General features: G+C 64.3%; 7 protein-coding genes. 5 read left to right on the forward strand and 2 right to left on the reverse strand.

Annotated features, from left to right (window positions below; genetic code table 11):
• Nucleotides 1–42 precede the first annotated feature (42 nt).
• From serC to HOLFODRAFT_RS0206975, 5 genes are all read left to right on the forward strand, one after another.
• Nucleotides 43–1,143, forward strand: a complete 1,101-nt coding sequence (gene serC / locus HOLFODRAFT_RS0206955) for a 3-phosphoserine/phosphohydroxythreonine transaminase (RefSeq protein ID WP_005035714.1) — start codon at nt 43–45, stop codon at nt 1,141–1,143.
• Nucleotides 1,144–1,221: 78 nt separating this feature from the next.
• Entirely contained in the window at nt 1,222–4,347 is a 3,126-nt protein-coding gene (locus tag HOLFODRAFT_RS22765) for a PAS domain S-box protein (RefSeq protein WP_005035712.1), read from the forward strand.
• A gap of 25 nt (nt 4,348–4,372) precedes the next feature.
• The gene (locus HOLFODRAFT_RS0206965; RefSeq protein WP_005035711.1) at nt 4,373–5,818 is read left to right on the forward strand and encodes an MFS transporter; all 1,446 of its coding nucleotides are present in this window, start codon (nt 4,373–4,375) and stop codon (nt 5,816–5,818) included.
• A 36-nt stretch (nt 5,819–5,854) separates the two neighbouring features.
• Nucleotides 5,855–9,097 (forward strand): hypothetical protein, encoded by a 3,243-nt coding sequence (locus HOLFODRAFT_RS0206970; protein ID WP_005035710.1) that lies wholly within the window; start codon nt 5,855–5,857, stop codon nt 9,095–9,097.
• A 24-nt stretch (nt 9,098–9,121) separates the two neighbouring features.
• Nucleotides 9,122–11,482: a hypothetical protein gene (locus HOLFODRAFT_RS0206975; protein WP_005035709.1), complete on the forward strand. Its 2,361-nt coding sequence runs from the start codon at nt 9,122–9,124 to the stop codon at nt 11,480–11,482.
• Between the two features lie 85 nt (nt 11,483–11,567).
• Here the strand turns inward: HOLFODRAFT_RS0206975 and HOLFODRAFT_RS0206980 are convergent, their stop codons facing one another.
• On the reverse strand, nt 11,568–13,253 hold the full coding sequence (locus tag HOLFODRAFT_RS0206980) for a response regulator (RefSeq protein ID WP_005035708.1): 1,686 nt from the start codon (nt 13,251–13,253) through the stop codon (nt 11,568–11,570).
• 8 nt (nt 13,254–13,261) lie between these two features.
• Nucleotides 13,262–14,410: an FIST signal transduction protein gene (locus HOLFODRAFT_RS0206985; RefSeq protein ID WP_005035707.1), complete on the reverse strand. Its 1,149-nt coding sequence runs from the start codon at nt 14,408–14,410 to the stop codon at nt 13,262–13,264.
• Between the last annotated feature and the right edge of the window lie 72 nt (nt 14,411–14,482).

The following is a 14,482-nucleotide window of genomic DNA, read 5'->3' on the forward strand; positions in this document are numbered from 1 at the left end:
CTGGTTTCATCCCCAGAGAAACGGTATGTCTGAGGAGAATCCATGACCAAGCGTGCCATCAACTTCTACGCGGGCCCCGCCGGGCTGCCCTTGCCGGCCCTGGAACGGGCCCAGGCGGAGCTGCTGGACTTTGCGGGCACCGGGATGTCCGTCATGGAGATCAGCCACCGCTCCAAGGAATACGACGCGGTCCACGAGGAGGCCCTCTCCCTGGTGCGGGAGTTGCTGGACCTCCCCAAGAACTTCAAGGTGATGCTCCTTCAGGGCGGCGCCCACCTGACCTTCGGCATGATCCCCCTCAACCTGCTCCAGGGCGGGCGCAAGGCCGACTACATCCTCACCGGCAACTGGTCCGAGAAGGCCTACCAGGACGCCCGACTCATCGCCGGGGACCGGGTCAAGGTCGCGGGCTCCACCAAGGATCTCCACTATTCACGCCTCCCCAAGGCCAGCGAGCTGAGCTTCCAGAAGGACAGCGCCTTCGTCCACTTCACCTCCAACAACACGGTGGAGGGCACCCAGTTCAAGGAATGGCCCGATACCGGCGGCATCCCCTACATCTGCGACATGTCCTCGGACATCATGTGGCGCCCCTTCGACGTCAGCCCCTTCGGCCTCATCTACGGCGGCGCCCAGAAGAACCTCGGCCCCTCCGGCGTGACCCTCCTCATCATGCGGGACGACTTCCTGGACATGTGCGAGGACCAGAACCTGCCGACCTACCTGCGCTTCCGCGTCCATGCAGAGAAGAACAGCCTCTACAACACCCCCCCCACCTTCGGCATCTACCTTCTGCGCAATGTCCTGGCCCACAACAAGGCCATCGGCGGCCTGAAGGTCATGGAGGAGCAGAACCGCAGGAAGGGCGAGCTCCTCTATGGCTGCATCGATCGCCACCCGGGCTTCTACCGCCCCTTCGTCACCGAAACCGCCGACCGCTCCCTCATGAACGTGGACTTCTTCCTGCCCACGGAAGAGCTGACGGACCTCTTCGTGAAGGAAGCCAAGACCAACGGCATGGTGGGTCTCAAGGGCTACCGCGATATCGGCGGTATCCGCGTCAGCACCTACAACGCCGTGAGCGTTGAGAACGTGGAGACCCTGGTGGCCTTCATGGAGGATTTCGCGGCCAGGAAGGGCTGATCCCCAGGTTCATGGGAGGCCCTGCTTCCGTCGATGCGCATTGAGATCAGCCGCCCCTGAACCACCTCAAAGGAGTCCATGAAAGCCCCCCGACGCAAGTCCAACCAGCGCAGCGTCATCTCTGCCCTGCGGATCGCGATCATCTACGCGATCGTCGCCGGAGTGTGGATCTTTGCCTCGGATCACCTCCTGGGCCTCCTGGTGGCGGATCCCCGCCTCCTGACCCAGTTCGCCACTTACAAGGGACTGGCCTTCGTGGCCATCACGGCCCTGATGCTCTACGGCCTCATTCAGCAGGCCATCTCAAAGCAGGTAGAGGAATCCGCCGCCCCCACCCCCCAAAGGGACCTTGAGGCCCCGGCACCGAGAATGGCCTGGCCCTTCCTGGCCTTCGGCATCCTCACGGCAGTCATCATCGCGGTCGGAAGCTTGGTGGTGGGCCACCAGAAGCGCGCATTCAAGCGGGAAGAGCAGGCCAAGCTGTCCACCATCGCCCAGTTCAAGGCCCAGCAACTGGATACCTGGGTGGAAACCGGCATCCACCAGACGGAGTACGCCGCCACCAAGTCGATCCTGGCCCGCACCGCCCATGCCTGGATGGAGGCGGGTCACCCCCAGGACGAAACCCGGGACCGCCTCCAGAAACGCATGAGGGATCTTCTGGTGACTGGCCAGCATCGCTTCGTCATCATGAGGGACCGGAAGGGGGCACCGAGGCTCCAGGCCGGAACCCCGAACGAGGCACCCCATTTCCTCGAAGCGGCCGGGAAGTCCATGGATGACGGGAAAACGAGGGTTGAGACGGAGATCCGTCCACAGGGGCCTCCCCTGGTGCATATCTTCACCCCCCTGACGGTCATGCATCGCGAAGAGACCAGGGTGGTCGGGTGCATCCACCTCGCCATGGATGCGGATCAGAAGCTGATCCCGGACCTGGAATCAGCCCTGCGCGAAACCATATCCGCCGAGATTCTCCTGGTGGGATTCAGCCAGGGAACCCCGTGCTTCCTGAACCCCCGCCTCCGGACATTCCGAAGTGAGGCCCAGCGGGAACTCCTCTCCCACCTGAGCCTCGGAGGAGAGCCCAAGCCTGTCAGCGGTGACCATTACCTGGGAACGGTGGCCTGGTCCCGCCAACTCCCCTGGGGGGTCATGGCCACCGAGGACACGGAGATTGTATTCAAAGCCACCCAGCGTCTGGCGGGTTACGTCGTCCTGCTCGGGATCGTCTTCGTCGCCACGGGGGCCGCCCTCATCACCTTCTGGATGCGACTCCAGCACAAGCTCTACACCCAACATCAGGAGCGCCAAGCCCTGGAAAACCAGATTCTGGAGAAACGCCTGGACTACCTATCCCGATTCGCCAACGACATCGTCCTGCTGGTGGACGAGGACGGGCGAATCCTGGATGCCAACGACCGGGCCTGCTCGGCCTACGGGTATACCCGGGAGGAACTGCTCGCCCTGTCGATCCGGGATATCCGGGCCCCCGAGAGCATGCAGGCTTTCTCCGAGCAGTGGAAGACGGCCCACGATGCCGGGGCCCACTTCTTCGAGACAATCCACCGCCACCGGGATGGCAGGGTTTTCCCCGTGGAGGTGAGCAGCCGCCAGGTGGAGATGCAGGGGCACTCCCTGGTGCAGAGCATCGTCCGCGACATTTCGGAACGGAGGGCGGCCGAGGAAGAGTTGAAACAGATCAACCGTCTCCAGACCCTCATCCTGGAGAACAGCGCCGTGGGCATCGCCCTGGTGAGGAATCGGGTCTACGAGTGGGTCAATCCCAGACTGGCCGAGATGCTGGGGGGTGAGACATCCCAGATCAAAGGGACACCAACCCGCGCGTACACAGATGAAACGACCGACCAAGAGGTGATGGCCAGGATCATGGAGGGCATGGCTGGAGGAGGGTGGGCTGATCTCGAGTGCAGACTCATGCGCCTCGACCGCAGTTCCTTCTGGGCCCGCCTGCGGGTCAAAGCCCTGGATCCAGAACGGCCCCTGGAGGGCGCCATCTTCATCGTCGAGGATGTCACCGCCAGCAAGAGGGCCGAGGAGGCTCTGCGCCAGACCCAGAAACTGGAGAGCCTGGGGGTGCTAGCCGGGGGCATCGCCCACGACTTCAACAACCTTCTGACAGCCATCCTCGGCAATCTCAATCTGGCCCAGAGCGAGCTTGATGACCAGCACCGGGCCCACGACTATCTGACCAACGTCGAGAAGACCATTCTCAAGGCCGTCGATCTGACACGCCAGATGCTGGCCTATTCGGGCAAAGGGCGTTTCATCGTCAAGCCCAACAACCTGAACCGGATCATCAACGAGATGGCAGAACTGCTCAAGGTCTCCATCTCCAAGAAGATCGATCTTGTCCTGGACCTCCCCCCGGGCATTCCCCAGGTGATCTCCGATGCCGCCCAGCTTCAACAGGTGGTGATGAACCTGGTGACCAACGCAGCGGATGCCATCGGGGATGGGACCGGCGTCATCGCCATCCGTTCCAGCTCAGAACGGCTCAGCGAAAACCAAGTCCCCTCTGCCCACCCCGGGAAATTCCTGCCCCAGGGCTCCTATGTCCGCCTCGTGGTGGAGGACAACGGGTGCGGGATGAGTCCAGATGTGGTCGCCCGGATCTTCGATCCGTTCTTCAGCACAAAGATGACGGGACGCGGGTTGGGGCTCTCCGCCATGCTGGGCATCCTGCGGGGCCATCAGGCTGGCATCCAGATCCACAGCCAACCAGGCAAGGGCTCCCGTTTCGACCTGTTCTTCCCGGCCGCCACCGAATCGGAGGAGGCCACCGCTCCCGATAGCCGAGCCTCCTCCCCGGTCGCCAAGGGAACCCGGGTGCTCCTGGTGGATGATGAGCCCATGATCCGGGAGACGGCGGGCATGGTCCTCAGCGCCCTTAGCATGGACGTGACCCTCGCATCGGATGGCGAGGAAGCCCTGGCGTTCTTCCAGAGCCGGGACATCGATCTGGTGGTACTGGACCTCACCATGCCCCGCATGGACGGGCGCGAGGCTTTCCGACGACTGAGGGATCTGCGCCCGGGACTGCCGATCATCGTGTGCAGCGGTTACAGCGAGCAGGAGTCCCTCCTGGATGCCCAGGGACTCCCCCCCACAGCCTTCCTGCCTAAACCTTATTCCATCAAGAGCCTGGAAAGGGTCATCGGAGACGTCCTGGCATCCAGGGCCTGAGGCATACTGGATGCCTGGAGCGCCCATGGCCACGGAACTCGCGCCATCCCATGATCCCGAGGTCAGCCCCATCCGCTGGTCTCTTCTGGCCCTCACCAGTGTCGGGGCCTTCATGGCCCCCCTGGATGTTTCCATCGTCTCAGTAGCCATCCCCAAGATGGTCCCCGCCTTGGGCATGAGCTTCGGCGCATCCCTCTGGATTCATGCTTCCTACCTCCTGGCCATGGCAGTGATGCTCATCCCCATGGGCCGCCTGGCTGACGAGCGGGGTCGTGTCCACTACTACCTGGGAGGGGTCGCTGTCTTCACTGTGGGCTCCCTGGGGGCGGCCCTGAGCCCCGACGGCACCATCCTGATCCTGAGCCGCCTCGTCCAGGGCGCGGGAGCGGCCCTCCTGAGCGCCACCTCCGCCGCCATCATTGCCACAGCCTTCCCACCCCAGGAACGGGGCAAGGCCGTGGGCATCAACATCATGGCCATCTACCTGGGCCTGAGCCTGGGACCGCCCCTGGGAGGCTTCCTGGTGGACAACTTCGGATGGACCTGGATCTTCCTCATCAATATCCCCATCGGCCTGGGGGTTTTCGCCTGGGGCTGGCACCTTCTGCCTCGCCAGGAGGGGAACCGCACCCATGACTTCAGCATGGACCTCCCGGGAGCGGCCCTGCTGGGAGCCCTGCTCATCTGCCTGCTGGTGCCCTTCACCTTCGCCCCGGAGTGGGGCTGGCACCGGCCCATCGTGTGGATCCTGCTAGCCCTGGCCCTGGTGTCCGGGATCGGCTTCTACCTGCGAGAACACCACGCCAAGTCCCCCATGCTGGACCTCAACCTGCTCCGGAAGAACCGTCTCTTTGCCGCGGCCAATGTGGCGGCCCTCCTCAACTACATGGCCCTCTTCGCCGTGGCCATGCTCTCGGCGGTCCAGCTTCAGCTGGTCCACGGCCTCTCGGCCCGGCGCACGGGTTTGATCATGCTGAGCCAGCCGGTGGTCCAGGCCATCCTGAGCCCGATTGCGGGACGCCTGAGCGACCGCATCGGTTCCCGCATCCTGGCCACCCTGGGCATGGTCCTGACGGCGCTCGGCATGGTATCCCTGGCCCTGGCGGCGCATTCCGCCAGCCTGCCTGGGATGGTGGCAGCCTTGGCTGTAGTCGGGGTTGGCATGGCTTCCTTCAGCGCCCCCAACACCAGCGCCATCCTGGGCTGCGTCCCCAAGAACCAGATGGGACTGGCCAGCGCCTTCACGGCCACCATGCGGGTCACGGGTCAGGCCCTCAGCATCGCCATCCTGGGAAGCATCGCCTCCAGCCACCTGGCACACGGCGGATGGCGCCAGCTTCTGAAGGTGGGAAGCTCGCCCCAGGCAGCCGCAGCCTACTCCCACGGCTACCAGACAGCCATGGTCGTGGGTGCCCTCTTCGCGCTTGTGGGAGTCTGGGCATCCCTGGCCCGAGGTGGGCACACCGAGTAGTATCGTTTTGCCCCAGGCCCGGGTCATAATCCAGACATGAACCCCAATCACATCGCCCCATTCCTCCTCCCAGGCCTGCTGGCAGCGGCTCCTCTACCCCAGCCTGCCCAACAGATCCGTCACCTGAGCACCACCACGGACGCCCTCCGGGGCCTGGAGGTGGTGCGGGGCGAGTTGATGCTGCCCGTGAGACAACCCCATCCCCGTCTTTCTGTGCTCCCTGCGGAGACGGGGCTGGCCCAGGTTTTTCTCATCCCGCCCCAGGCATTCCTGGAAGCGCCCTGGCGCCGGAAGGAAGCCCTTGGGAAGCAACAGGAGGCTGTGGCCTATGCCAAGAGCCGCATCCTGGAAGCGGGCTTCGGTTCCGCCCTGAAGCGGTATGCCGACACGCATCATGGGGAGGGCCCAACCAGTCTGACGGAGCCCGCCTGGCTCCAGGCCGTGGCCCAGGGAGCAGTGAAGGGGGCGAAGCTCCCGCCCTACAAGGCAGGCAGCCCGGAAGCCAAGCAGGTGGAGACGCTCCAGAAGGCCCTCGCAGGTTTCGCCCTGGTGCCGAAGGTCCCCCTCAGTGGTCACTTGGCCCCAACCAGACAGGAAGAAGACAAGCCCCTCCCCCTCCTCATCGAGATCGCTCCTGAAGTGGAGGACGGCAGGCATTGGATCCTGGACAGCAGCCTGGAAGCGGATGAACGCGTCCCAGTGGATCCAGCTCTCCTGCAACGTCATCACCTGAGCCTCTCCAGGAAAAGACTGATCCAGATCCCTGCTGAGCCTGACCCCGACACGCCCATGGCCTGGACCGTCCTGGCCCTTCGCCGGGGAAACGCTCCCTCGGCCCAACTGCTTCTCAAGACCGGGGAAGGCCAGGCCCAGCCCCTGTCCTGGGCCTTCGACCGGAATCCGAAAACGGATCCAGAGGGTGGCCAATGGCTCTACCGCTGGGCCTATGCCAGAGCCATGACCTGGCGCCAGGGACAGGGTTCCATGTCCCCCCTGATCCCGTACTGGGTCGAAGCCCTGCCCAGGCTATACGGCAGGACCAAGGACAACCATTGGCCGGAACGGCGCAGGTTCATGGAAGAGGAGGGCCGGGAGGACACCGCGGGGCCCTCCCTTCTCAGCCTGCTGGGGGGACGGGCCGCGGTGGATGAGACCCTTCAGACCGATCGCACCCCGACGGCCCCGGAATCCACGAGTGCTGCCACCGTCCCCGTGAAGGACCTTCCGGGTATCCCGGTAGCTTCCCACCCCTTCAACCAGATGCTCGCGGGGCGCAAGGTGATGGACCTGCCCCTCGCCGACTGCGTGCCGGTCGACCGCTCCTTCATCTACCTGCCCCATCCCAAGGAGGCCCTGGAGGAACTTTCCCAGGGAGGCGCCAACTTCCTCCAGCGGGTGAGCGGCCTCCTCCGGGAGGGTGTGCTTGATCATGATGTAATCGCCAGGGCCAAGGAGGATCTTGGCCTGGGCAGTCCCCTGGGCCGCAAGCTGCTGGAGATGGGCGCTGTCAAGGAAGCGGCGGCCTTCACCACGGATCTGGCCCTCCTTGCGGGCACGGAATGGACCGTGGTGGCGGAACTGCACCCTTCCCTCCGCTCCGTCGGCGCGCTGATGCTGGGGAGTGAAACGGTCAAGACCGTCCCCACCTCCAGCGGGCAGGCCTACTGGGCTCTCCGGGGCACTCGGCTCTTCCTTTCCACCAATCGCACCGAACTCGATCGGGCCCTGGCCCTGGAGGCCTCCCGAGGCACGGGCTCCCTCGGCCAGAGCGACGAGTTCCGCTACATGCGGCTGAAGCTGGCCCCAACCCCCAAGACCCAGGCCTTCGTCTACCTGTCCGATCCCTTCATCCGCCGTCTGGTCGGCCCGGAAGAACGGATCCTCCAGATGCGCCAAGGAACGGAGCGGAAACGGATGGAGGAGCTGGCCGCCGCTGTGGAACTGCGCCGCCTCGACCACCCAGGAGGTGCCAGGGACCATGAAACCTTGAAACGCCTGGGGTATCTCCGAGCGGATTTCCCCATGGAAGGCCTGAGCCAAGGCAAGGGAGGGGAGCCCATCTCCCAGACCTGGGGCACCCTGAGCCACCTCCGCCCCCTGGCCAAGGTGGCCCTGAAGACCGTGACCGAAGAAGAAGCCAAGACCTATGCGTCCTTCCAGGAGACCTACACCTCCTACTGGCAACGCTACTTCGACCCCATCGCCTTTCGCCTCGACAGCGGAGCCGATGGTGGCCGCTCGCTGGAAACCTTCATCCTGCCCCTCCTGGAACACTCCATCTACCGGGAATGGCGAGAGATCGTGGCCTCGGAGGAGAAGTCCTCCCCCATGACATTGCCAGCCTGGACTCAACCCATGGTGGCTCAGATCAGTCTGAAACTTCCACCCATGGGGACACGAGTCCAGCACAGGCTCCCGCAATCCATTTCCAGGATGGAGCCCTATTGGGCCGACCTTGGGGCCCAGCTCGGTTCGACGGTTCACATCGCCTTCCCGGATGCCGCCCCCGTGACACAGATCGGCGGGGGATCCCCAGTCGCCCTCTTCAACACATCCTCGCCCCTTGGCCGGGACCGCTGGCTCATGCTGGCCCCCCTCCTTCTCGGCCCCCTGACCCGCCCCATGGTCATGGCGGTGGAGGTAAACGACCCCGCGAAGGCCAGGGCGGCCCTGGATGCCCTCAACCTGCCGACCTCCCAGTCTCCTCTGTGGAGAGATGAGTGGCTCCGGATACAAGTGAGCCGGGAGGAGGGTGGACGTCTGATCCTGAGCACCACCATCCTTGGGACGATCACCCAGCGCTATTCTCTCAGGGTGGAGGACCGCTGGCTGGTGATCGCCAACGATACGACCCTCGCCCCCCGCCTCGTGTCCGGAGTTCTGGCCCAGTCTTCCGCCCAAGTGTCTCTGGGAATCCACCCAGCCGCACTCAAACTGGGGCTCCCCGCGGCCTACCAGGCATCGGTGGAATCCGAGGCCTCCCGGGTATGGAACGCTCAACGCTGGCTCGCCCCCTGGCTATCCGGCGGTGCAACGGTGGAAGAGGCCCAGTCGGATTGCCGTCGAGTCTTCGGTTCCGCACCGGTATTCGGACCCGACTCTCTGGGCGAGGCCCCGGGCGTGGAGCGCCTCCACAAGAGGTTCGGCACCCCCTTTCGCCCTCTCATGCCGCCCTATGCCCCCGGCAAAGACTTCGGCCTGCTGGAGGGCGTCCATGACGCCCGAGTGGAAATGCAATTCGAGGATGATGGGTTGAGAACCAGAGTCTACTGGAAATAATTCAATCCAGGATGGATGCTGGCGATGGAAAAGTCTCAATTCTTGCGGGTCTTCGGCCAACTCAGACGGGGTCGCACCCGGTTCTGGATAATCACCGTGCTGCTCCTGGGAGGCCTCGCCTGGGGGGCTTGGCGACTCCAGGCCTGCGCTCCCTCCATCGACCAAGTCGTCCTGGCCCCGGAGCGGCACCCTGACCTGCCCCTCAAACCCTACGCCGCAGGCCGCCTAGGGGTCCTCCAACCCTCCTTCGCCCGTTCCTATCTGGTGGTTGCCTACCGCTACCTCTCGGATCGTCCCCTTGGTCCCGAAGAACAGGCAACCCTGCTCCAGTATTGGCAGGAGCGCATGCCCTCGCCCCATGGAAGCGACCCAGCCAACTGGCCCGAGGAGTGGCGGGAAGTGCGGAAGCAGGAAACCGGGGAGCAGGGCCCAGAGATCACGATAGAGAGCCCCGATGGCCTGGCCTGGTACATCCGCATCCCTGGGGGGGCCTTCGGGAGTGCAGCGGAGACCCTTCATGCCCGGGCGGCCATGCACGGGAAGGCCAATCCCTGGGTCCTGGCCTGGGTCGAGGCCCAGGATCTGGTCTTCCAGAGCACTCGCAGGGCACCCAGGATTCCAACCCCTCTGCCGGGAACGGCTCCCCTTTGGGCACGCCAGGATCGTGATTACCAGATCGCCGCCGCCCACTTCTATGCCGAGGACTTTGACGAAACCGTGCGCCGCATGGATCTCATCGCAGGAGAACCAGACCATCCCTGGGCTGAAACCGCCCGCACGGTGGCCACCCGCGCCGTGCTCCGCAAGGCCATGCTCAAGGGTGAAGCCAGGGAAGCGGCCATGGCCGAACTCGACCGGCGCCTGGGCCCTAATCCTTTCACTCCCGCCAGGAAAGAGGGGCAACCCACTTCCGAGCCGGGGGAGGAGGAAGAGGCGTGGCACTACCGAGCCAGGGCTTGGTATCTGGCCCGTGCCTTCCCGGAGCAGCGGGTGGTTGACCTGGCCCAGAAGCTCCTGAATCCCGGTCCTCCCCACGAGTTCTACCGGGACCTCCAGGACTACACCTTCCTCCTGGACCGATTCCTGGACGACGATTGCGGGGTCAGTTGGACCTCCTGGCGGCTGGATCGGAAGGGCCTGAAGCCCCCTCCGCCCCGCATCCGGGAAGCAGAACTCACGGACTGGATCCTCTGTCTCCAGGGAAATTCCGACACGGAAAAGCGACATGCCCTGGATCGCTGGAAGGGCAGTCAGGCCCCGGTCTGGCTCGTGGCGGCGCTGATGAAGGCCGAAGCTTCCGACCCGGAAGCCTCCGAGCTGATCCAGGCAGCCCAGGCCCTCTCCCCATCCCACCCTGGCTATGCCCACGCCTTGATCCACACGGGACGCCTGCTCCACCTCCAGGGACGCCAGGAAGAGGCACGGAACCTGATGGATGGCTTCCTCAAGAGGCGAAATCTGGAAATCGGGGTGCGCAACCAGGCCCTGACCATGCGCATGGCCGCCAGCCGAAACCTCCCGGATTTCCTGCGCCATTCTGCCCGGGCGGCCTCCGGCCTCTGCGACACCATCACCTTCCAGCCCCCGGACTTCGACGAGAAAACCGGAGATTTCCACTACCCCAAGCCTGGCCGAAGCGTACCCAAGGTTTTCTGGGATCCCGCCGGCGTGGCGGTCCTGAACGAGCAGCTGCCCGTGAACGAGCTTCTGAAAGCCCTGCGCGCGAAGGCTCTTCCGGCTTCCCTCCAGGGACAATTGGAAAGGGTGGTCTTTACCCGCGCCCTGCTCCTGGGGCGCCTCGATGCCGTGCAGCAAGTGGCCCCTGCCCTCCTGGCAAGGTTTCCCCAGGCGGACGTCCTGAAGGAACCCGGGACCCAGGAAGACCTCCGGGGAAAAGCCCTGCTGGTCCTGCTGCGCCATCCCGGCTTCATCCCCCAGGCCAGACCTGGGTGGACAAGGGAGACTCCCGTGGAACGCATCGATTCCTACCGCGACAACTGGTGGCTGCCCATCCCTTCAGAGACAAACGCTTGGAACTACTCCTCCAAGGGACGCGTTGAGGAGATCCAGACCGGCCTGGGACGCCTGAAGCTGACACCGGCGTGGGTCACCGAGGCTTTTCGCCAGCAGGCCACTTCAGAAGGCGTAAGACTCCACGCCCTTCCTGCGGCCCCCACCTGGCTGTGCCGGGCTACCGCCGATTTCGCCCAGGCCCACCCCCAGCACCCCCTGGTACCCGAAATGCTGCACCTGGCCGTCAAAAGCTCCCGCTTCGGCATCGGGGATGAGGCTACGGGCCCTCAATCCCGCCGCTGTTTTCAGCTCCTGCACCAAGGCCACCCCTCCTCGCCCTGGACCTCGAAGACTCCCCACTGGTTCAGCTAGTGTGGTGGCCCCTCATGGAGGTGGTCCCAGTTATTCAGGGCCACCATACTAGACATCGTGTACCAGACAGAGGAGGCCTCGAACACTAGAGTTGCAAGGGAACCCCAAAGACAAAGTCCAAGGCCTGCTTCAGCTCCTTTATTCGGTATGGTTTCTTGAGGTAAGTCAGGAAGCCGTGGGCCTGGAAGGTCTCCCTGTTCATCGACTCGCTGTACCCACTGGCGAGGATGGCCTTGACCTCCGGACGGATGGCCTTGATGGCATCCAGGGCCTCCCCGCCGTTCATGCGGGGCATGGAGGCATCCATCAGGATCACCTGGATCTGGTCGGCATGCCTCCGGAACACCTCGACAGCGTCAACCCCATCCACGGCCTCGATGACCCGATACCCGAAGAATTCCTGAAGGATTTCCCCACTGCTGCTGCGCACGTCCGGATCGTCGTCCACCACCAGGATCGTGCGGGGAGCCACCGACAACCCCGGAGCTGCCACGACGGGGCTTTCAGCCGCCAGGGGAGCCCCCGCCGGAAAAAGGGCCCTGAAGGTTGATCCCGCTCCTGGTCGGCTCTGGATATGGAAGCCGGCCCCGTGGCCGCGAAGGATGCCCAGGGCAGCCGACAGCCCCAGGCCACGCCCCATTTCCTTGGTCGTGAAGAAGGGGTCGCATATGGACAGTATCTGTTCCCCGGGAATTCCGCAGCCCCGATCGGAAACGGCGACACACAGGCAGGGCCCTTCCGGAGGAGGGACCACCCACACGCCGATGGGTAGGCCGGAGGGATCCTCCAGAAAGGAGACACTGAGCAGAATAGGACTCTGGTTCTGGGTCGTGGCTTCGGCAGCATTCACCACCAGATTGCCCACCACCTGCCTCAACTGGTCTGGATCCCCCTGGAAAGTCTGGGAAGAGGAGGGCGTTGCATCCTCCAGCAGCACGTTTCGACCAGCCAGGCTGGAAAGGCGGGGGAGATCCTCGGCCAGGAACGGGTACAGATTCAGAGTCCTGGAATTGCGGAACCCTTTGCCCGAGTATTCGAGCAGGCGCCCGGAAAGCGTCTGGGCCTGGCTGACACAGTCCAGCATCCGTTCGAAGGCTTGCCCCGCATGCTCCGATCCCAAACGCCCCGAGTGGACCATCTCCAGGTTGGAAAGAAGGACCTGGAAGAGGTTGTTGAAATCATGGGCGATGCCCCCGGCCATGAGAGCCAGGCTCTCCATCTTCTGGGCATGACGCCGGGCTTCCTCTGCGACATGCCGTTCAGTGGTGTCGTTCACCATGGCCATCAGGTGTTTTTCCGAACGGGCGACGAAGGGCGCCATGACGCAGTCCATCCAAACCCGTTTGCCAAAGGAGGTGACGAGGTTGATCTCCAGGCGCTGTTCCTTGCCCAAGGCCAAGGCCTTCCCGGCGGCTTCGAGGAGGCCGATCCCCTGCAGGTTGGGCATCTCGCGGAAATCCCCCGCGTAGATCTGCCCAGGGTCTTCGGCCCCGAGGATCCGGGCCAGGGCGGTATTAGCCATGATGCACTTGCCGGTTGCGGCCACAAATACCGCCACCCCCAGGGGAGCGACCGAGACCATCTTCTCGTTGAGCTCCAGCGACTCGCTGAGGTGGGTGATGGCCTGGAAGTAGAGCGAATCGTAGCGGTCCTTCGCATTCTCCAGCAGACGCATGGCCAGGCGGGTGCGCTCCAGCTTCCTCCTGAGCAGGAAGACCTCCCGCTCCAGCGCGTTGGAATCGGAGGGCTTGCCGGAATCAGGATGCGACATGCCTACCCCTATTCCAGCAACAGCGTGACGAAGGATTCGTTGTGGTAGAGGCTGGGAGTTCCGGCCTCCAGAGGCGAGATCTCGCCGTAGAGATAGGGTCCGGCCACAAGAACCCCTCCACCGAGGGTCGAGCAGGCGGTCCGACTCTCGTCGAGGGTGCGGGATCCCAGGATCACCCGACGCACGGCACAGGAGAAGCAGAGCGCCAGGGCGGGACTCCCCTCACCGAACATGCCCTTCGCGCGATGCACGGATCGCCGGACGGCCTCCACTATGGCATCCCTGTCCACGAGAGTGACCCTCACCCGGGAGCCCTCGGCCACGCTGGCGCTGTAACGGATCGAGTCGCCCTCGGGATCCAGAGGGAAGATGGAAGTCCGCAGGAAAAGGAAGCTGTCGCAGGGGTCGTAGACAGCTGTGGGGGTATCAATGAAGGGAAGCGCCCCGTCCCCCATCAGTTCGCGGTAGAAGTCCAGAGCTGGCTTGCCGTCGATGTCATGGACGATGTTCCGGTCAGCCCGCGTCACGACGCCTGTCCTACCGATGGGCTTCCACCCGGAATCCACGGCAAACCCGTAGCGGAAGGAACCGCCGAGGAGAAGGCAGACGGCCGAACCCGTGAGCACCCCGGTGCCATGGAACTGGAAGTTGCCCTTGAACTCCCACCGATCCGCAGATGCCCCTCCCAGCCAGGGGATACCGGCCCCGAAGGCCCCCTGGAGGGCGTTCATGGCCTCTTCACCCCCATAGGAAAGCCCATCCGCCAGAAGAATCCCCACCCGAGGAAAGGTCCCCAGATGCCGATCCCGGAAGGCTTCGCATTGAGGCCCCAGGGGCTCGGCCAGGTCGAGACAGGCGGATGCGAAGGTGGCGGTCTCCGAGCCCAGGATGATCAGCAGGAGGGAGTCCTCGGTGTAGCCCTTCAGGCCAGAGAACTCCCCATCGGTCGTACAGCCGATGATCGGAATCCCCGGCCATTGGGCCTGGATGCCCTCCAGTAGGATCTGGTGATCCAGGCCCACGCCTGCAAAGAGGAGGGCAGCCCCTGCCCTGCGCCCCATCAGTTGGCCCAGGCAGCTTCCGGTGGCCTCCCGTACGGCATCCCGGGGGTCGACCACCTCAACCTGGGCCAGCGCAGCATAGAAGACTGAACACATGGGATGTCCCCGGGGCTATCGAGAGTATACGTCTCGGCAGTTCCGGGTGTTATGGTGAGCCGCATCCCATCG

The organism is Holophaga foetida DSM 6591 (assembly GCF_000242615.2).
GTDB classification, from domain to species: domain Bacteria; phylum Acidobacteriota; class Holophagae; order Holophagales; family Holophagaceae; genus Holophaga; species Holophaga foetida.